Here is a 17,972-nt window from a genome sequence, read left to right on the forward strand (position 1 = left end):
AGCGGAAAAATATCCGACACACAGGGAGAACGCCCATGCTGACCCGACGCCGACTGACCTCCCGCGCCGTCGCCCTTGCGCTATCGGGCCTTGCGCTCTCCGGCCTTGCGCTCTCGGCGCTGCCGGCGATGGCCCAGACCACGCTGCGGTCCGCCGACATCCACCCGGACGGCTACCCCACCGTCGAATCCGTGAAGTATTTCGGCGAGATCATCGAGAAGAAGTCGAACGGCAAGTACAAGGTGCAGGTCTTCTCCTCCGGCCAGCTCGGCGGCGAGAAGGACACCATCGAGCAGACCCGCTTCGGCGTGATCGATCTCAACCGCGTCAACACCGCGCCGTTCAACAATCTGATCCCCGAGACGGCGGTGCTCGGCATGCCGTTCCTGTTCCGCTCCACCGACCACATGTACAAGGTGGTGGACGGCCCCATCGGCGCGGAGATTGCGAAAGCCTTCGAGCCGCACGGCCTCGTGGTGCTGGGCTTCTTCGATAGCGGCGCCCGCTCCATGTACAATTCCAAGAAGCCCATCAAGACCCTCGACGACATGAAGGGCATGAAGATCCGGGTGCAGCAGTCGGACCTCTTCATTGCCATGATCAACGCCCTCGGTGCCAACGCGACGCCCATGCCCTTCGGCGAGCTTTATTCCGGCTTGCAGACCGGCCTCGTGGACGGCGCGGAGAACAACTATCCCTCCTATGACTCGGTGAAGCACTACGAGGTGGCGAAGTATTATTCGCTCACCGAGCACTCGCTGGCGCCGGAGGTGTTCGTGATGTCGAAGCGCGCCTTCGACAAATTGAGCCCGGACGAGCAGAAGATGTTCAAGGAGGCCGGGCTCGAGGCGACCAAGAAGATGCGCGAGCTGTGGGCCAAGCGGGACGTCGAGGCCAAGGATCACGTGGTCAAGGGCGGCGCCATCATCAACGAGGTGGACAAGAAGCCCTTCATCGACGCCATGAAGCCGGTCTACGACAAGTTCGTCACCACCGACAAGATGAAGGACCTCGTCGCCCGCATCCGGGCGGTGAACTGAAGGCGCGGCACCGGCCGGGCCTGCGCGCCCGGCCATCCCCGGGAGGCGCAGCGGCATGAACATCAAGTCCAGCGAGCGTTCCGGCGGGAGCGGAGAGGCTGCAAGGCCGGCTCCGCTGCTCGCGCTGAGGCGCGTGGTGCGTTTCCTGTCGGCGGTGGCGCTGTGGATCTCCGGCGCCGGCCTCGTCGCCATGACGGCGGCGGTGTTCTGGCAGGTCATCGGCCGCTACGTGCTGAACGCCTCGCCGAGCTGGACCGAGCCGCTGTCCTTGCTGCTCATGAGCTGGTTCATCCTGCTCGGCGCGGCGGTGGGCGTGCGCGAGAACATGCATCTCGGCTTCGAGATCGGCCTGCATTTCGCCACGCCGCCGGTGCGCCGCGCCATGGAGATCGCCACCCATGTGCTGGTGATGGGCTTCGGCGGCGCCATGGCCTGGTATGGCTGGGATCTCGCCATGGGCACCTGGAGCGCCAAGATGGCGGGCGTGGACCTGCCCCAGGGCGTGGACTACCTGCCGCTGGTGGGCGGCGGCGCGCTCATCTGCCTGTTCTCGTTCGAGCGGCTTCTCACCGACCTCACCGAGGGACGGGTGCCCGAGGTGCCGCTCGCCCATGTCCACACCGTGGAATGACGCCGGACCAGACCCATGGCCATCACCATCCTCTTCGGCGTCTTCGCGCTGCTCCTCGTCATCGGCACGCCGGTGGCCTTCTGCCTCGGCCTCGCCTCGCTCGCGACCGTGCTCTATCTCGATCTGCCGCCGGTGGTGGTGTTCCAGCAGCTGAATTCCGGCATGAACGCCTTCTCCATGCTGGCCATCCCCTTCTTCATCTTCGCCGGTGACCTGATGATGCGCGGCGGCATCGCCGACCGGCTCATCGGCATGGCGGCGAGCCTCGTCGGGCATCTGCGGGGCGGCCTGGGGCAGGTGAACGTGGTGGCCTCCACTTTGTTCGGCGGCATCTCCGGCTCGGCGGTGGCGGACGCCTCGGCCATCGGCGGCATCATGATCCCGCAGATGGCGCGCCACGGCTATGCCAAGGACTATGCGGTCAACGTGACGGTGAACTCGGCCATCATCGCGCTGATGATCCCGCCGTCGCACAACATGATCATCTATTCCCTGTCGGCGGGTGGCACCATCTCGATTGCGGACCTGTTCACCGCCGGCATCATGCCCGGCCTCCTGCTCGCCGCGGCGATGATGATCACGGCCTACATGGTGGCCCGCAATCGCGGCTATCCCGCCGGCACCTTTCCCGGCTGGTATGCGGTGCTGCGCTCGGTGGTGGTGGCCATTCCGGGCATCATGCTCATCGGCATAATCTTCGGCGGCGTGCGTTCGGGCATCTTCACCGCGACGGAAAGCTCCTGCATCGCAGTCATCTACGCGCTGCTGGTGACGACCTTCGTCTACCGGGAGATGGACTGGGCGGGCTTCGTGGAGGCGACGCTGGGCGCGGTGCGCACCACGGCCATGGTGCTGCTCGTCATCGGCACGGCGGCATCCTTCGGCTGGCTCATGGCCTTCCTGCAGGTGCCCAAGGCCACAATCGAGCTGATGCAGGCGGTCTCGTCCAACCCCTACGTCATCCTGCTGCTCATCAACATCATCCTGCTCATCCTCGGCACCTTCATGGACATGGCGCCGATGATCATCATCTGCACGCCCATCTTCCTGCCGCTGGTGAAGGCCTTCGGTATCGATCCCGTGCATTTCGGGGTGATCCTCATCCTCAACGCCGGCATCGGGCTGAACACGCCGCCCGTGGGCTCGGTGCTGTTCGTGGGCTGCGCGGTGGGCAAGATCACCATCGGCGAGGCGATGAAGACCATCTGGCCCTTCTTCGGCGCCTCCGTCGTGGTGCTGCTGATCGTCACCTACGTGCCGGCCGTGTCGCTCTGGCTGCCGGCCGTGTTTCGCTAGCCCCCGTTCCGCTAGCCGCCGTTCCGCTCGTCCCTGCTCTCCTGCCCCGAGACTGCCCCATGATGATCGACGTGCGCCACGTGCACCACCAGGACGCCACACGCGGCTTCGACACCGAGGCGCTCAGGCGCAACTATCTGGTGGAACGCCTGTTCGAGCCGGGCATGGTGCTGCTCACCTACAGCCATGTGGAGCGCTTCGTCATCGGCGGGGCCACGCCGGTCACGGTGCCGCTGGCGCTGGAGAGCGACAAGGCCACCATCGGCTCGCCCAACTTCCTCGACCGGCGGGAGCTGGGCGTCTTCAACATCGGCGGCGCCGGCAAGGTGCGCGTGGACGGTGTCGCCCATGCGCTGGGGAACCGGGACGCGATCTATGTGCCCATGGGCACGAAGGAGGTGCTGTTCACCTCCGACAGCGCCGATGTGCCGGCCCGCTTCTACCTGCTCTCCACGCCCGCCCATGCGCGCCACGAGACCAAGGTGGTGCGGATCGCGCAAGCCAGGAAAATGCTGCTGGGCGAAGCCGCCACGGCCAACCGGCGCACCATCTACCAGATGATCCACCCTGACGTGGTGACATCGTGCCAGCTCGTCATGGGCATGACCCAGCTGGACGAGGGCAATGTGTGGAACACCATGCCTTGCCACGTCCATGACCGGCGCTCGGAGGTCTATCTCTATTTCGACCTCATGGCGGACGCCCGCGTCATCCACCTGATGGGCCAGCCGACCCAGACGCGCCATATCGTGGTGGCGGACGGGCAGGCGGTGATCTCGCCGCCCTGGTCCATCCATTCCGGCTGCGGCACGCGCGCCTACACCTTCATCTGGGGCATGGGCGGCGACAATATCGACTATACGGACATGGACATGATTGCCATGGACCAACTGAAGTGAGTGTCGTGACTCCGTTTGATCTGTCCGGCCGCAGGGCCGTCGTCACCGGCGCCAATACCGGCCTCGGCCAGGCCATCGCCGTCGCGCTCGCGCGGGCCGGCGCGGGTGTGGTGGGGGTGGGCCGCTCCCCCATGGACGAGACCGCCGCTTTGGTGGCGGCCGCGGGCGGCAGCTTCACCGCCGTCCGCGCCGACCTCGCCACCCTCAAGCCCATCGACCGCATCGTCGCCGAGGCGGAGATCGGCGGGCGCGTCGATATCCTCGTCAACAATGCCGGCATCATCCGCCGCGCCGACGCCATCGACTTCACGGAAGAAGACTGGGACGAGGTGATGGACGTGAACCTCAAGTCCACCTTCTTCCTCACCCAGGCCTTCGCCCGGCGGATGCTGGCGGACGGGAAGGGCGGCAAGGTCGTCAACATCGCCTCCCTGCTCTCTTTTCAGGGGGGCATCCGCATTCCGTCCTACACGGCGAGCAAGAGCGGGCTGGCCGGCCTTACGCGGCTGCTGGCCTGCGAATGGGCGGCGAAGGGCATCAATGTGAATGCCATTGCCCCCGGCTATTTCGTCACCAACAACACCGAGGCCCTGCGCGCCGACGCGGATCGCAATGCCGCCATCCTCGGCCGCATCCCGGCCGGCCGCTGGGGCGACCCGACCGACATCGGCGGCGCGGCGGTGTTCCTGTCCTCGCGGGCGGCGGATTATGTGCATGGTATCGTGCTGCCGGTGGACGGCGGCTGGCTGGCGCGCTGAAAGGATCAAGAGATGAGCGAGAAGGGCAACGTCTTTGCCTTCGCCGAGACCACACCGGTGGAGGTGCTGGACGAGGTGGTGAGCCGGCAGATCCTCACCTTCAACGACGAGATCATGCTGGTCCGCGTCATCGCCCGCGCGCCGGGACAGATGGGGGTGCCGCACAGCCATCCGCACACGCAGATCACCAGCGTGGAGAGCGGCCTGTTCGAGCTGACCATTGGCGGGCGGACCGAGCGCCTGAAGGCGGGGGACAGCTTCTATGTGCCCTCGGGTGTCCACCACGGGGCGGTGTGCATCGAGCCCGGCGTGCTGGTGGACGTGTTCACGCCCATGCGCGAGGATTTCGTGAAGCCCGCCTGAGGCTCATTTCCCCGCGGCGGCTACAAGCTTCGCCGCTAGGGCCGGGCCATCGCCGGCAATGCGGAAGGTCTTCACCCGCGCCGTCGCGCCCGAGGTGAGCCGGACCTGGGAGGCGGCGACGCCGGCCGCGCCGGCCACCACCTTGGCGACGGCAGCGGTGGCGGCGCCATCCTCCGGCGCCACCCGCACCCGCACCTTCAGCACCTCGCGCCCGTCCGAGAGGGCGGCGACGCCGTCCACGGCATCGCGGCCGCCGCGTGGCGTCGCCCGCACCGTCACCTCCACGCCGTCCGGCAGGACGCGCAGGAAGGACGGTTCGGTCGCCACGGCAGCCGGCTCAGAACACGTAGGGGTAGATGTAGTAGGCGATGACCTGCTGCAGGAAGAAGATCAAGAGAATCAGCACCATCGGCGACAGGTCGATGCCGCCGAGATTGGGCAGCACGTTGCGGATGGGCGCGAGCAGGGGTTCCGTCACCCGGAACAGGAACTCGCCCACGTTCCGCACGAACGAGTTGTACGGATTGACGACGTTGAATGCGACCAGCCAGGACAGCACGGCCGCGGCAATGAGAATCCAGACATAGAGCTGGAGAACGACAAGGATAACGTCGAGCAGCGCGCGCATCGTCGGAAGGGTCCCCGGGAAGTGGCGTGCCAGCAATAGCCCCAGCAGCCCCCCGGGAACAAGGCCGGCCGCCGGCCCCCGGCGCCGGCCGGCTGCGTCAGCCGGTCGCGTCCGGGTCCTGCGGCTTGTCGGGATCGGCCAGGGCGCCGGCCCCCGGCGTCTTCTCGGGATCGGTCAGTTGCGGCTTGGCATGGGGGCCGGCGGCCGGCTTCTGGCGCTGCGTCTCCGGAGGGCGCTCCTCGGCGGCAGGGGCGGGCGGGTGGCTCTCCTTGGCCTTCTGCGGCGTCGCGTCTTGCGGTTTCATGACAGCCTCCATGATGTCACCATGATTTGGGGACAACGCTCCCCGCTCGGTTCCGTTGCAGCGTCGCCTTGCCCCACGGCAGGGCCGCGCGACGGGCCTTTTGTTCGCGCCGCGCGCCGACTTGATCTGGCGACCTTGACTTGACCGCGTGGCAAAGGCAGCTTCCCGCCGCTTTAGGGGGCGCCGACCTCCTCAAACCTCACGGACCCTCATGCGCAGCTATCTGGACTTCGAGAAGCCGGTTGCCGAACTCGAGGCCAAGGTGGAAGAGCTGCGTGCGCTCTCCTCTTCCGGCGACGGCGTGGCCATCACCGACGAGGTGCTGAAGCTGGAGGGCAAGGCGCGGGACGCCCTGGTCGCGCTCTATGCGAATCTGACGCCCTGGCAGAAGACGCTGGTGGCCCGCCATCCGCAGCGGCCGCACTTCGCCGACTTCGCCCGCGGCCTGTTCGAGGACTTCACCCCGCTCGCCGGCGACCGCAAGTTCGGCGAGGACGAGGCCATCATCGGCGGCTTCGCCCGCTTCCGTGGCGAGGCGGTGTGCGTGCTGGGCCACGAGAAGGGTTCCAGCACCGAGACCCGCATCCGGCACAATTTCGGCATGGCCCGCCCCGAGGGGTATCGCAAGGCCGCCCGCATCATGGAGCTGGCCGACCGCTTCGGCGTGCCCATGATCTCGCTGGTGGATACCGCCGGCGCCTATCCCGGCATCGGCGCCGAGGAGCGCGGACAGGCCGAGGCCATCGCCCGCTCCACCGACGCCTGCCTCGCGCTCTCCGCCCCCAACGTCGCCCTCATCATCGGCGAGGGCGGTTCCGGCGGCGCCATCGCCATCGCCACCGCCAACAAGGTGCTGATGATGGAGCACGCCATCTACAGCGTGATCTCGCCGGAAGGCGCGGCCTCCATCCTGTGGCGCGACACCGCCAAGGCGCAGGACGCGGCCACCAACATGAAGATCACCGCGCAGGACCTGCTGCGGTTCGGCGTCATCGACGGCATCGTGAAGGAGCCGGCCGGCGGCGCCCATCGTGACGCGGACGCGGCCATCGCGGCGGCGGGCGACGCCATCGCCGATGCGCTGTCCTCGCTCGCCGGCCTCGACGGCGCGCAGGTGCGCAAGGCGCGCCGCGACAAGTTCCTCGCCATCGGCCGCTCCCTGTAAGGGGCGCGGTTTCGCGGCCACAGCGGTAAGGAATCCTTAACCATGGCGCTGCGGCATGGGGGATCGGCGACGGAGCCTCCCCATCTTGGCCGCATTTGCCTTATTTTCTCCATCGAGCCGGAGCGGCGTTGATAACGTCGCGTCAAGGGGGACCGGTTAGCCTTCTCGGCCTGATTGGCCGGTCCGGACCCGGGAGTTTGCGTTGAGCCGCTTCGCCATGAGCCGTCCGATGACGACCCCTTCCTCGCGCTTCGCCTCGCGCCTGCGCATGGCTGGCCTTGCCGCCTGCGCGGCCCTTGCCCTCGCGGGCTGCAACGCCACCGATTCCGAGGTCGCGCGCAAGGCCAACAAGCCGTTGTCGCCGGAAATGGTCTCGCTGCTGGCCAAGAAGGACATGGCGCCGTCGACGCCCATCCTTGTCCGCATCTTCAAGCAGGAATCCGAGCTGGAGGTCTGGAAGGTCACGTCCGAGGGCAATTATGCCCTGCTCAAGACCTATCCCATCTGCCGCTGGTCCGGCGAGCTCGGCCCCAAGGTGGGCACCGGCGACCGCCAGGCGCCGGAGGGCTTCTACACCATCACCCCCGGCCAGATGAATCCGAACTCCAGCTATTATCTGGCGTTCAACCTCGGCTTCCCCAACGCCTATGACAAGGCCTACGGCCGCACCGGCGACTTCCTGATGGTGCATGGCGACTGCTCGTCCTCGGGCTGCTACGCCATGACCGACGACCAGATTTCGGAAATCTTCTCCCTCGCCCGCGAGAGCTTCGCCGGCGGGCAGCGCGCCTTCCAGGTGCAGGCCTATCCCTTCCGGATGACGGCGAAGAACCTCGCCCGCTACCGCAACAACCCCAACATGGCCTTCTGGCGGAACCTGAAGCAGGGCTCCGACCATTTCGAGGTGACGAAGCAGGAGCCAAAGGTGTCGGTCTGCAACCGCACCTACGTGTTCGACGCCACGCCCGCGCCGGGCCGCGCCTTCGATGCCGCCCAGGCCTGCCCGCCCTATCAGGTGGCGCCGCAGATCGCCTCCGCCGTGGCCGCCAAGCAGCGAGCCGACGATGCGCAGTTCGCCGCGCTCTCCACCTCCGCGCCCGTTGCCCCGGTGAAGACCGGTGCCGATGGCGGCATGCATCCGATCTTCCTCGCCAAGCTCAAGGAGCGCGAGACCGGCCAGCTGTCCTACACCCAGGCGCCCGGCCGGCTGCCGGAATACGTGAACCCGCCCAAGGAGACCGCCGCCAAGCTCCAGGCCGACGCGCTTCTACGCGCCGACGAAGGCGACGGCGCCCCGGCCAGCACGGGCTCGGTGGCGGCTCCGGCCGATCCCGCCAATTCGGGCGCCAAGACCCAGCCAGTGGTCACAGCAGCGGCAAGGCCCGTCGCCGCCTCGGCGTCCACCGCCACCGGCGCCGCGCGGTGACAGGAAAGGGACCGGAGTGACAGACGCCACGCCGTCCCAGCTCGCGCTGCTGCTCCGCCCGGAGCACCTCACCCGGGTGGTGGATATCGGCGCGAATCCCATCGACGGCGATCCGCCCTACAAGCCCCTTCTCGCCCGGCGCCTGTGCCGCGTCGTCGGCTTCGAGCCCCAGCCGGAGGCGTTGGCCCGGCTGAACGCGGCCAAGAGCGATCTGGAGACCTATCTGCCCCACGCGATCGCCGACGGGCAGCGCCGGACGCTCCACGTCTGCGCCGCGTCCGGCATGACGAGCCTGCTGGAGCCAGATGCGCACGTCCTCTCCCATTTCCCCGGTCTCGGCGATTGGGGGCGGGTGCTGGATCGTCGGCAGATCGACACGGTTGCCCTCTCGGCCGTGCCGGAGATCGACGGCATCGAGATGCTGAAGATGGACCTCCAGGGCGGCGAGCGCGCGGTGCTGGACGGCGCCGGCGATACCCTCGCCGAGGCAGTCTGCATCCAGCTCGAGGTCTCGTTCGTGCCGCTCTACAAGGGCCAGGCCACGTATGGGGAGATGGATCTCGCGCTGCGGGCAAAGGGCTTCATCCCGCACATGATGGCATCCACCAGCCGGCGGATGATCCTGCCCATGCGCGGACCCGACGTTTACGCCGCCCTGAACCAGCTGGTGGAGGGCGATGCGGTCTATGTGCGCAACTTCCTTGAGCCGGACGCCATGACGTCCGAGCAGCTCAAGCACCTCGTGCTCGTCGCCCACTATTGCTACCGCTCGTTCGATCTGGCGCTGAACGGCCTGCACCATCTCGGGCGCCGTGGCGTGGTTCCGGCCGATGCGCCGGGGCAGTACATGCGCATCGTCCAGACCGGCGGCTGATTGCGGCCCGGCCATGGCCTTGCCCATGGCCGATGCTTCGGCCTACCCTTTTTCCACGCCCGGGGGGCGCGGCCGGGGGAGGCGGGGCATGGGGCATGATGTGTGGTGCCGGCGGATGGCCGCGCTCACGGCCGTGGTCGGCTGGGCGGCCCTGATCCTCCAGCTCGTCATCGTGGTCCAGAAGATGGCGGCGGTCGGCCAGGGGTTCGGCCCCGCGCTGTGGCGCTTCCTCGGCTTTTTCACCGTGCTCACCAATCTGGGCGTCGCCATCGTCGCCACGGAAATCGCGCTGGGCGGGCTGCACGCCCTCACCGGGGCGCGGGCGCGGCTGACGAGCGTGGTCTCCATCGTGCTGGTGGGCATCATCTATGCGCTGCTGCTGCGCCATGTGTGGAATCCGCAAGGCGCGCAGCTTGTCGCCGACCGCCTGCTGCATCAGGCGGTGCCGGTGCTGTTCCTGATCGTCTGGCTGGTGGGGCCGCATGGGCGGCTGCGGCTGGCCGATACGGTGTGGGCCATGGCGCCGCCGCTGGCCTATCTCGTCTACGCGGTGGCGCGGGGCGAGGCGGATGGCTGGTACGCCTACTGGTTCCTCGACCCGGCCAAGCTCGGCGCGGAGAAGATGGCGCAGAATGCCGTGGTGCTGGCGGTGGTGTTCTTCACCACCGCGCTGATCTTCGTCGGTGTCGACCGGGCGATCGGCCACCGGCGCGGCTGAACCTGAAGTCTCAAAGCCCGGCGCGGTGGGGCCGCGCCAGGGCAGGCCGCCTCAGGCGAAGCGGCCGTGGCAGTGCTTGTACTTCTTGCCCGAGCCGCAGGGGCAGGCCTCGTTGCGGCCCACCTTGCCCCAGGTGGAGGGGTCGTTCGGGTCGCGCTCCATCACCGCCACGTCGCCGGACAGCAACGGCTCCGGCCGCGCGCCGAGGGCGGCACCGATGCTCGCCATCTCGTCCTCGCCGGTGAAGGGGTCGAGATGGTGCGCCTCCATGGGGGGCAACTCCTCCTCCATGGGCTGCTGGGTGACGATTTCCACCCGCATCAGCTGGGCGGTGACCACCTCGCGCAGGCGGTTCAGCAGCGCGGAGAAGAGGTTGAACGCCTCGGACTTGTACTCGTTCAGCGGATCGCGCTGGGCATAGCCGCGCAGGCCGACCACCTGGCGCAGGTGGTCGAGCATGGCGATGTGCTCGCGCCAGAGGTGGTCGAGGGTCTGGAGAAGGATGGACTTCTCCACATAGCGCATGATGTCCGGCCCGTACTGGGCGGTCTTGGCGGCCATCCACTCGTCGGCGCGGCGGGTGATGCGCTCGGTGACCTCGGGGCCGGCGATGCCTTCTTCCTTGGCCCAGTCCTTCACCGGCAGCTCGATGCCGAGCACTTCCTTGATGGCGGTGTCGAGCCCGTCCACGTCCCACTGCTCGGGATAGGCGTTCTCGGGGATGAACTTGGCCACCGTCTCGGTGATGAGGGCATGGCGCATGTCCTCCACGGTCTCGGCCACGTCCTCGTCGTTCATCAGCTCGAGGCGCTGCTCGAACACCACCTTGCGCTGGTCGTTGAGCACGTCGTCATACTTGAGGACGTTCTTGCGCATGTCGTAATTGCGCGCCTCGACCTTCTGCTGCGCCTTCTCCAGGGCCTTGTTGATCCAGGGATGGATGATGGCCTCGCCTTCCTTCAGGCCGAGGCGCTGCAGCATGCCGTCGAGCCGGTCCGACCCGAAGATGCGCATCAAATCGTCGTCCAGCGACAGGAAGAACTTGGAGTGGCCGGGGTCGCCCTGGCGGCCGGAGCGGCCGCGCAGCTGGTTGTCGATGCGCCGGCTCTCGTGGCGCTCGGTGCCGAGCACGAAGAGGCCGCCGGCGGCGAGCGCCTTCTGCTTCAGCTCCTCCACCTCGGCGCGGATGCGTGTCTCGGCGGCGGTGCGCTCCTCGCCCTCGGGGAGGTCCTTCAGCTCGGCCGCGATGCGCATGTCGGCGGCGCCGCCCAGCTTGATGTCGGTGCCGCGGCCGGCCATGTTCGTGGCGATGGTGATCGCGCCCGGCACGCCGGCCTGGGAGACGATGTACGCCTCCTGCTCGTGATAGCGCGCGTTCAGCACCGCGAAGGCCTTGCCCGAGCGGTCATGGGCGAAGGCGGCGGGATCGGAGAAGTCGATCTGGTGGAAGCCGGCCTGCTTCAGCAGCTCGGCCAGCAGCTCGGACTTCTCGATGGAGGTGGTGCCCACGAGCACGGGCTGGCCACGCGCGCTGCATTCCTTGATGAGCTCGATGATGGCGGCGTACTTCTCGCCGGCCGACCGGTACACCTCGTCATCGTCGTCGATGCGCGAAACCGGCACGTTGGTGGGCACTTCCACCACTTCGAGCTTGTAGATGTCCTGGAACTCGGCCGCCTCGGTGGCCGCCGTGCCGGTCATGCCGGCGAGCTTCTCGTAGAGGCGGAAATAGTTCTGGAAGGTGATGGAGGCGAGCGTCTGGTTCTCCGGCTGGACCTGGACGCGCTCCTTGGCCTCCAGCGCCTGGTGCAGGCCTTCCGAATAGCGCCGGCCCGGCATCATGCGGCCGGTGAACTCGTCGATGATGACGACCTCGTCGTTGCGCACGATGTAGTCCTTGTCCCGCTGGAACAGGGAGTGCGCGCGCAACGCCTGGTTCACGTGGTGCACCACCGAGACGTTCTCGATGTCGTAGAGGCTCTCGGACTTCAGCAGCCCGGCCTCAGTGAGCATCTGCTCCATCTTCTCCATGCCCGCTTCCGTCATGGAGACGGAGCGCTGCTTCTCATCCACCTCGTAATCCTCCTTGGAGAGGCGGGGGATGTACTGGTCGATGGTGTTGTAGAAGTCCGAGCGGTCGTCGAGCGGGCCGGAGATGATGAGGGGCGTGCGCGCCTCGTCGATGAGAATGGAGTCCACCTCGTCGACGATGGCGTAGAAGTGCGGCCGCTGCACCATGTGGGCGCGCTCGTACTTCATGTTGTCGCGCAGGTAGTCGAACCCGAGCTCGTTGTTGGTGGCGTAGGTGACGTCGCTGGCGTAGGCGGCGCGGCGCTCGTCGTCGTCGAGGCCGTGCACGATGATGCCGGTGGTGAGGCCGAGGAAGCGGTAGAGCTTGCCCATCCACTCGGCGTCGCGCTTGGCGAGATAGTCGTTGACCGTCACCACGTGCACGCCCTTGCCGGCCAGCGCGTTGAGGTAGACGGGGAGGGTGGCGACCAGCGTCTTGCCTTCGCCGGTCTTCATCTCGGCGATGGAGCTTTCATGCAGCACCATGCCGCCGATGAGCTGCACGTCGAAGTGGCGCATGCCGAGCGCGCGCTTGGCGCCTTCGCGCACGGTGGCGAAGGCGGGCACCAGCAGGTCGTCGAGGGTGGTCTTGCCCTCGGCCAGCTGGCGGCGGAAATCCTCCGTACGGGCCCGCAGCTGGTCGTCGGAGAGGGATTCCAGCTCCTTCTCCAGCGCATTGATGGCCTGTACGCGGGGACGATAACCCTTCACCCGGCGATCATTCGCGGAGCCGAAGAGCTTGCGGGCAAGTCCACCAAACATGGGTTTCTCTATTCCGTTCCGTCAGGTCTGAAGGAGGGCGGAGACGGACCGCCGGACCTCCGGGCAACGATGCGCGCCGTTGGACACCCGCAATGGGGCGTCAGCAAGTCCGAAAGCGAGGCAGGCGGGCGCAGCGAACGAACGCGCAGCCGCAACCGCCCCGCTTCCGCGGGCAGCACACCATGCGGACACTTATGAACGGGTCGGTGCAATGTCAATGCGAGGACGCTGCGGCCGCGCGCGCCGAAGGCCGATCTGCAGGAGCGTTGCCGCGCTGCACAGGTGCGGGGGCAATCTGCACGGAAGGGCTTTGCGGACAATTCCTTTCATGGACACGCAATAACCCGCTGCTTAGTATCCGCCGCATCTGCACAGTGGGGGTATGGGTATGGTGGGGGGTATCCGGGTGTCGGGTCGGCTGGGCTACGCGAGCGTGGCCCTCGGGGCTGCCTTCCTCCTGTCCGCGTGCGAGGAAAAGAATACCTACGTACCCCCGCCGCCGCCCAAGGTGACGGTAGCGACCGTGCTGGAGCAGCCGGTCACGCGCTTCCTCGAACTGACCGGCAATACCGCCGCCATCAATTCGGTGGACCTGAACGCCCGCGTCCAGGGCTTCCTCACCAACATCAATTACAAGGACGGTGCCTTCGCCAAGAAGGGCACCACCCTGTTCGTGATCGAGCAGGACACCTACATCGCCCAGGTCGACCAGGCGAAGGCGCAGCTCGCCGCCAACCAGGCGTCGCAGGTGCAGGCCGAGGCCGAATACAATCGGCAGGCCCAGCTCGCCAAGCAGGACTTCGCCTCGCAGGCGACCCTCGACCAGGCCCGCGCCAAGCGCGATTCCGCCGTGGCCGAGGTGGCCAACGCCCAGGCCTCCCTGCAGCTCGCGCAGATCAATCTCGGCTATACCCAGGTCAACGCGCCCTTCGACGGCGCGGTGACGGCCCATCTTCAGGACGTCGGCGCCCTGGTCGGCTACAGCGGCCCCACCAAGCTCGCCACCATCGTCCAGCTCAACCCGATCTGGGTGTGGTTCACGCTCAGCGAGCAGGAGGTGCTGCGAATCAAGGAGCAGCTTGCCAAGCAGGGCCGCTCCCTCACCAGCCTCACCCGCGACCTGCCGGACATCCCGATCGAGATCGGCCTCCAGACCGAGACCGGTTATCCCCATGCCGGCCGCATCGACTACATCGCGCCGCAGGTGGACCCCAACCTCGGCACGCTCACCGTGCGCGGCATCTTCCAGAACGACGACTTCGTGCTGCTGCCCGGCCTGTTCGCCCGCGTGCGGGTGCCGCTCGGCCACCCGGCGCCGACCGTCCTCATTCCGGATTCGTCGATCAGCTACAACCAGCTCGGCCCCTATGTGCTCACCGTCAGCTCGGACAACGTGGTGGGGCAGACGCAGATCACCCTCGGCCAGCTTCAGGCGGACGGCCTGCGCGCCGTGCTCAGCGGCCTGAAGACCACGGACCGCGTCATCATCAACGGCATGCAGCGCGCCGTGCCCGGCTCCAAGATCGACGTGGAGGTGGGCAAGATCGTCGCCATCGCCCCGCCGGTGGACGACGGCACCAAGCCCCTGCCGAAGCCGGCGGGTGTCGCTCCGGCCAATGCGCCGGCCCGCGCCGTTCCCTCGGTGCCGCCCACTCCCACTGCTCCGGCGACGCCGGGTGCCACCCCTGCGACGCCGAAGAACTGACCCGCGCTCGAACCTGAGGCAGCGCCCATGATTTCGCGCTTTTTCATCGAGCGGCCGGTCCTCTCGAACGTCCTCGCACTGGTCTTCGTGCTGATCGGCCTCGTCTCGCTGATCCGCCTGCCGGTGTCGCAGTATCCGAACATCGTGCCGCCCACGGTGTCGGTCTCCACCTCCTATCCGGGCGCGTCCGCCAAGACGATGATCGACACCGTGGCCCTGCCCATCGAGCAGCAGGTCAACGGCGTCGAAGGCATGATCTACATGCAGTCGTGGTCGGCCTCGGACGGCACCTACACGCTGGTCGTGTCCTTCGCCATCGGCACCGATCCGAACATGGCGCAGGTGCTGGTGCAGAACCGCGTCAACATCGCCCTCGCCTCGCTGCCCACGGCGGTGCAGGCGCAGGGCGTGACCATCCTGCAGAAGGGCACCTCGATCCTCGAGTTCGTGACCCTGATCTCGCCGGACGGGCGCTATGACGGCCTGTTCCTGAACAACTACGCCATCATCAACATCCAGAACGAGCTGGAGCGGGTGGCGGGCGTCGCCAACGTCGCGGTGTTCGGCACCGGCACCTACGCCATGCGCGTGTGGATGGACCCGGACCGCATGCAGGCCTTCGGCCTGACCCCCACCGACGTCTCGAACGCCATCCAGAAGCAGAGCCAGCTCGTCACGCCCGGCCAGCTCGGCCTGCCGCCGGCGCCGTCCAACGCCTCGTTCCAGTACACGGTGAACGTCTCCGGCCGTCTCGACGACGTGAAGGACTACGAGAACATCATCGTCAAGGTGGACAATTCCGACGGCGGCCGGATCGTGCGCATCCGCGACATCGGCCGCGTCGAGCTCGGCGCGCAGAGCTATTCCAAGGACTTCATGCAGGACAACAAGCCTGCGGCCGGCATCGGCATCTTCCAGCTTCCCGCGGCCAACGCGCTCGACGTGGCCAAGCGCGTGGCGGCGAAGATGGAAGACCTGAAGAAGAACTTCCCCGAAGGGCTCGACTACGCCATCCCCTTCGACACGACCCTGTTCGTGACCGCCTCCATCGACGAGGTGTGGAAGACCCTGTTCGAGGCGGCGGTCCTCGTTCTCGTCGTCATCCTGCTGTTCCTGCAGGACTGGCGCGCGACGCTGGTGCCCGCGACGACCGTGCCCGTGACCATCATCGGCGCCTTCGCCGCCATGGACGCCATGGGGTTCACCATCAACCTCTCGACCCTGTTCGCCATCATCCTCGCCATCGGCATCGTGGTGGACGACGCCATCGTCATCGTGGAAGGCGTGGCGCGGCACATCGAGGAGGGCATGGCGGGACAGCCGGCGGCCGAGAAGGCCATGGACGAACTGTTCGGCCCGGTGGTGGGCATCACCCTCGTGCTGATGTCGGTGTTCCTGCCGGCCTCGTTCATTCCCGGCCTGTCAGGCCAGATGTTCAAGCAGTTCGCCCTCGTCATCGCGGCGACCGCCTTCATCTCGGCCATCAACGCGGCGACCCTGAAGCCGACCCAGTGCGCCCTCTGGCTGCGCCAGCCGGTGCCGCCGGAGCAGCGCAACTTCATCTACCGCGGCTTCAACGCCATCTATGCCAGGGCGGAGCACTGGTACACCGGCGTCATCAGCCGCATGGTGCACCATTCCAAGCTGATGGTGCTCATCGCCATCGCGCTCATGAGCGTCGCCGGCTACGGCCTCACCCGCATCCCCACGGCCTTCCTGCCCATCGAGGATCAGGGCTACTTCCTCGCCCACGTCCAGCTGCCGGATGCCTCGAATCTCAACCGCACCAAGAAGGTGATGGCGGACGTCTCCGAGCGCATCCGCAAGGTGCCGGGCGTGCAGACCGTGCTCGCCATCTCCGGCATCTCGGTGCTCGACAACTCGTCCACCCTCGCCAATGCGGGTGTCACCTACATCACCCTGACCCCTTGGGACGTGCGCTACGCCACCAAGGGGCAGGATCTGCTCTCCATGTATCAGAACCTGAACGCGGCGGTGGCGGGCGTCGAGGAGGCGGAGGTGGTCATCCTCGTGCCGCCGGCCATCCAGGGCATCGGCAACGCCGCCGGCTTCACCATGCAGCCGCAGATCCGCAACGGCAATTTCGACTACCAGCTTCTGGAGCAGATCACCGCCTCCATGGTGGACAAGGCGCGGGCGCAGTCGGCGCTTTCCCACGTGTCCTCCTCGTTCCGCGCCGGGGCGCCGCAGATCCAGGTGGACGTGAACCGGATCAAGGCGGAGACCCTGGGCATCACGGTGGGCCAGGTGTTCAGCACCATCTCGTCCTATCTGGGCTCCACCTACGTCAACCAGATCAACAAGTTCGGCAACGTCTTCCAGGTCTACATCCAGGCTGACGCGGGCTTCCGCGTGACCCCGGCCGACCTGATGCAGCTGAAGGTACGCTCGCCCACCCAGAACGCGATGATCCCCCTCGGCACCGTGGTGGATGTCAAGACCGCCCTGGGTCCGCCGCTGATCTCGCTCTACAATCTCTATCCCTCCTCCACCATCGTCGGCTCTAACGCCGCGGGCTTCTCGTCGGGCCAGGCGCTGTCGCTGATGGAGCAGATTGCCGCCTCGACCCTGCCCCCGGGCACCGGCTTCGAGTGGACCGCCATGTCCTACCAGGAGAAGGCGGTCGGCAATCAGATCTACTACGTGTTCGGGCTCGCCATCCTGCTCGTCTACTTCGTGCTGGCCGGCCAGTATGAGAGCTGGATCCAGCCCATGTCGGTGATCCTCGCGGTGCCGCTGGCGCTGCTCGGCACCGTCAGCGCGCTGCTGGGCCTCGGGGTGGCGAACAACCTCTACACCCAGATCGGCCTCGTGCTGCTGATCGCGCTCGCCTCCAAGAACGCGATCCTCATCGTCGAGTATGCCCGAGAGAAACGGGCGGAGGGCATGGAGATCATGGACGCGGCGGTGGAGGCCTCGCGCCTCCGGTTCCGCCCCATCCTCATGACCTCCTTCGCCTTCATCCTCGGCGTGCTGCCGCTGGTGTTCGCCACCGGCGCCGGCGCCAACTCGCGCAAGTCCATCGGCATCGCGGTGGTGTCGGGCATGCTTGCCTCCACCTGCCTCGCCGTGCTGTTCGTGCCGTCCTTCTACACGGTGCTCCAGCGCTTCGAGGAAGGCCGCAAGGGCAAGAAGAAGTCCAGCGCCGGCCATGGCGCTGGAAATGCCCCGCCCGCGCCGCCGCCGGCCCCGGACGCCGGCGTGCCCCCGGCGCCCGCATCTGCCTGATCCGGACGCGTGTGCATTGCCTCTTCCTTCGGCAACTGCCCTCGATCGGGGCGGTTGCCGCCGCAAAGTCGCGCTTCCGCCTCC

General features: G+C 67.2%; 16 protein-coding genes. 12 read left to right on the forward strand and 4 right to left on the reverse strand.

All coding sequences use genetic code 11. The features are described from left to right. The first annotated feature begins 35 nt into the window (after positions 1-35). The 6 genes from EJ105_RS16470 to EJ105_RS16495 are packed head-to-tail and all read left to right on the forward strand — an operon-like array spanning position 36 to position 4,987. Positions 36-1,040: a TRAP transporter substrate-binding protein gene (locus EJ105_RS16470; protein WP_024280317.1), complete on the forward strand. Its 1,005-nt coding sequence runs from the start codon at positions 36-38 to the stop codon at positions 1,038-1,040. Between the two features lie 55 nt (positions 1,041-1,095). Continuing rightward, positions 1,096-1,671, forward strand: coding sequence for a TRAP transporter small permease (locus EJ105_RS16475; RefSeq protein ID WP_250167190.1), 576 nt, complete (start codon positions 1,096-1,098; stop codon positions 1,669-1,671). Positions 1,672-1,686: 15 nt separating this feature from the next. Further along, complete coding sequence (locus EJ105_RS16480; RefSeq protein ID WP_250167191.1) at positions 1,687-2,967, forward strand: TRAP transporter large permease; 1,281 nt, start codon at positions 1,687-1,689, stop codon at positions 2,965-2,967. Positions 2,968-3,026: 59 nt separating this feature from the next. Next, positions 3,027-3,866, forward strand: coding sequence for a 5-dehydro-4-deoxy-D-glucuronate isomerase (gene kduI, locus EJ105_RS16485; RefSeq protein ID WP_250167192.1), 840 nt, complete (start codon positions 3,027-3,029; stop codon positions 3,864-3,866). Beyond that, complete coding sequence (kduD, locus tag EJ105_RS16490) at positions 3,863-4,624, forward strand: 2-dehydro-3-deoxy-D-gluconate 5-dehydrogenase KduD (RefSeq protein WP_250167193.1); 762 nt, start codon at positions 3,863-3,865, stop codon at positions 4,622-4,624. The genes kduI and kduD overlap by 4 nt, the downstream gene beginning before the upstream one ends. A 12-nt stretch (positions 4,625-4,636) precedes the next feature. Next, positions 4,637-4,987 (forward strand): cupin domain-containing protein, encoded by a 351-nt coding sequence (locus EJ105_RS16495; RefSeq protein ID WP_024280312.1) that lies wholly within the window; start codon positions 4,637-4,639, stop codon positions 4,985-4,987. Positions 4,988-4,990: 3 nt separating this feature from the next. On the opposite strand, the gene EJ105_RS16500 is transcribed toward EJ105_RS16495, so the two are convergent. The 3 genes from EJ105_RS16500 to EJ105_RS16510 all read right to left on the reverse strand — a co-directional run bounded on the left by EJ105_RS16500 (position 4,991) and on the right by EJ105_RS16510 (position 5,919). Next, positions 4,991-5,314, reverse strand: a complete 324-nt coding sequence (locus EJ105_RS16500) for a DUF167 family protein (RefSeq protein WP_250167194.1) — start codon at positions 5,312-5,314, stop codon at positions 4,991-4,993. Between the two features lie 10 nt (positions 5,315-5,324). After that, positions 5,325-5,615, reverse strand: a complete 291-nt coding sequence (locus EJ105_RS16505) for a YggT family protein (RefSeq protein ID WP_024280310.1) — start codon at positions 5,613-5,615, stop codon at positions 5,325-5,327. A 97-nt stretch (positions 5,616-5,712) separates the two neighbouring features. Then, positions 5,713-5,919: a hypothetical protein gene (locus EJ105_RS16510; protein ID WP_250167195.1), complete on the reverse strand. Its 207-nt coding sequence runs from the start codon at positions 5,917-5,919 to the stop codon at positions 5,713-5,715. A 211-nt stretch (positions 5,920-6,130) separates the two neighbouring features. On the opposite strand from EJ105_RS16510, the gene EJ105_RS16515 reads away from it, so the two are divergent. The 4 genes from EJ105_RS16515 (at position 6,131) to EJ105_RS16530 (ending at position 10,102) form a co-directional block, all read left to right on the forward strand. Further along, positions 6,131-7,084, forward strand: coding sequence for an acetyl-CoA carboxylase carboxyltransferase subunit alpha (locus tag EJ105_RS16515; RefSeq protein ID WP_024280308.1), 954 nt, complete (start codon positions 6,131-6,133; stop codon positions 7,082-7,084). A gap of 229 nt (positions 7,085-7,313) precedes the next feature. Further along, positions 7,314-8,510, forward strand: a complete 1,197-nt coding sequence (locus EJ105_RS16520; RefSeq protein WP_250167196.1) for a L,D-transpeptidase family protein — start codon at positions 7,314-7,316, stop codon at positions 8,508-8,510. A gap of 16 nt (positions 8,511-8,526) precedes the next feature. Further along, complete coding sequence (locus EJ105_RS16525) at positions 8,527-9,384, forward strand: FkbM family methyltransferase (RefSeq protein ID WP_250167197.1); 858 nt, start codon at positions 8,527-8,529, stop codon at positions 9,382-9,384. Between the two features lie 88 nt (positions 9,385-9,472). Further along, positions 9,473-10,102, forward strand: coding sequence for a Pr6Pr family membrane protein (locus EJ105_RS16530; protein ID WP_250167198.1), 630 nt, complete (start codon positions 9,473-9,475; stop codon positions 10,100-10,102). 51 nt (positions 10,103-10,153) lie between these two features. Here the strand turns inward: EJ105_RS16530 and secA are convergent, their stop codons facing one another. Next, a complete protein-coding gene (gene secA, locus EJ105_RS16535; protein WP_250167199.1) occupies positions 10,154-12,934 on the reverse strand; it encodes a preprotein translocase subunit SecA in 2,781 nt (926 codons plus the stop codon). Between the two features lie 388 nt (positions 12,935-13,322). Between secA and EJ105_RS16540 the strand changes: the two genes are divergently transcribed. After that, the gene (locus EJ105_RS16540) at positions 13,323-14,639 is read left to right on the forward strand and encodes an efflux RND transporter periplasmic adaptor subunit (RefSeq protein ID WP_250167200.1); all 1,317 of its coding nucleotides are present in this window, start codon (positions 13,323-13,325) and stop codon (positions 14,637-14,639) included. 27 nt (positions 14,640-14,666) lie between these two features. Then, positions 14,667-17,888 (forward strand): efflux RND transporter permease subunit, encoded by a 3,222-nt coding sequence (locus EJ105_RS16545; protein WP_250167201.1) that lies wholly within the window; start codon positions 14,667-14,669, stop codon positions 17,886-17,888. The last annotated feature ends 84 nt before the right edge of the window (positions 17,889-17,972 follow it).

The organism is Xanthobacter aminoxidans (assembly GCF_023571765.1).
GTDB lineage: Bacteria > Pseudomonadota > Alphaproteobacteria > Rhizobiales > Xanthobacteraceae > Xanthobacter > Xanthobacter aminoxidans.